General features: G+C 64.0%; 2 protein-coding genes. Both read right to left on the bottom strand.

Features of this window, described 5'->3' with window-relative positions; genetic code table 11:
* On the bottom strand, positions 1-214 hold a 214-nt coding region (locus AAAB16_RS04675), incomplete at its 3' end, for a DUF2955 domain-containing protein (RefSeq protein ID WP_340662295.1).
* A gap of 7 nt (positions 215-221) precedes the next feature.
* A complete protein-coding gene (locus AAAB16_RS04670) occupies positions 222-1,283 on the bottom strand; it encodes a biotin/lipoyl-binding protein (RefSeq protein WP_340662296.1) in 1,062 nt (353 codons plus the stop codon).
* Positions 1,284-1,299: the final 16 nt, after the last annotated feature.

Below are 1,299 nucleotides of genomic sequence, written 5' to 3'. Positions count from 1 at the left end.
CTTCTAGGCAGGCCAAGGCGGCCTGGGCAAGAAACTGGCGAATAATATGGGCGTTGATGATCGGCGTTAGGCCGAGCAGCAACATCGGATACACAGCGAAAAATGAGCCGTTGTCCCAGTCCATCAGCTTGCTGATAAACAGCCCCAGCGTACCGCCCGTAGCAATGCGCAGGCACTGGCGCAGGCCGTTGTCGGTAAGGGCGGGAAGGCTCATGGCGCGCCTAGTAGATGTAGTGCAGCAGGCTGATCAGGCGAATCTGCACCCGGCCAAAAAACGCCGCCAGCGGCGCGTCATGCGGGTACAACTGCACCGTGGCCTTGGCGCCGCTGGGCAGCGCCTGGGGCAAGGCCTGGTCCAGGGCAATATGCAGGCGCTGACGCTGGGCATCACGCACCCAGCGATCAGAAATAGCCGGCGACGCCAGGTCACCGTTGGCCTCCAGCTGGCCCTCTTTCACCCCCGCATCAATGGCGCTGACGGTGGCGGCAAACACCTGGCCCGGCAAACCGTCGAACACCACCGAAGCGGGGTCTTGCAGGCTGACATAGCGCAGGGCTTTTTCGCGAAAGTCAGCGCTGATATCGGCTTCATCTGCTACCAACGCTGCCACCGCACTGCCGGCCGCTACATAGGCACCTGGGGATAACTGCAAGTTACTCAAGGTGCCGCTGCGCTCGGCGCGCACTTCGCTGTAGGCCAGCTGCAACTTGGCTTGCGCCAATGCGTTGCGCGCCAGACGCAGGGCCAGGTTGCCCTCGCCCGCCTCACCACGCTCAACCAGCAACTCACGGATGCGCGCCGAGGCAGCACTGACCTTGGCCTGGGCGGCAGCCGTTTGCGAGGCGGTTTGCTCGTACAGCTGGCGCGACACATTCTGGCTGGCCAACAGCTTGGTCAAGCGTCCGCCTTCACGCTGCAACTCCGCCGCCGTGGCCTGTGCGGCCTGATGTTCGGCGCGCGCGGCAGCAAGGGCCGCGTCCAATTGCTGATTGTTCTGTTCGGCCTGTTCCTCAGCCAACTCAGCAGCGTGCACGGCAAGGCGGAACGGCTCGGGATCAAGGCGAAAGAGCAACTGCCCGGCCTGCACATGGGCGTTGTTGGCCACGGCGATCTGCAACACCTGGCCGCTGACCCGTGGCGCAATACGCAGCACCGGGCGCGTCAGTTGCGCCTGCGGGGTGATGGGCATCCACAGGTCGGCCGCGAGAAAGTAGCCGAATAACAGCACGAAGGCCGCAATCGCGACCCGCACGCGGCGAGCAAAGCGCTGCTCCGCAGTCATGCGCACCTCTAAATAC

This window comes from Pseudomonas sp. (assembly GCF_037994325.1).
In the GTDB taxonomy this organism is placed as follows: Bacteria; Pseudomonadota; Gammaproteobacteria; order Pseudomonadales; family Pseudomonadaceae; genus Aquipseudomonas.
This window is presented reverse-complemented; position numbering and strand designations above follow the sequence as displayed.

Bases quoted from the DNA above. Each gene is read 5' to 3' on its own strand.
- AAAB16_RS04670 (WP_340662296.1), bottom strand. From the start codon at position 1,283: ATGACTGCGGAGCAGCGCTTTGCTCGCCGCGTGCGGGTCGCGATTGCG.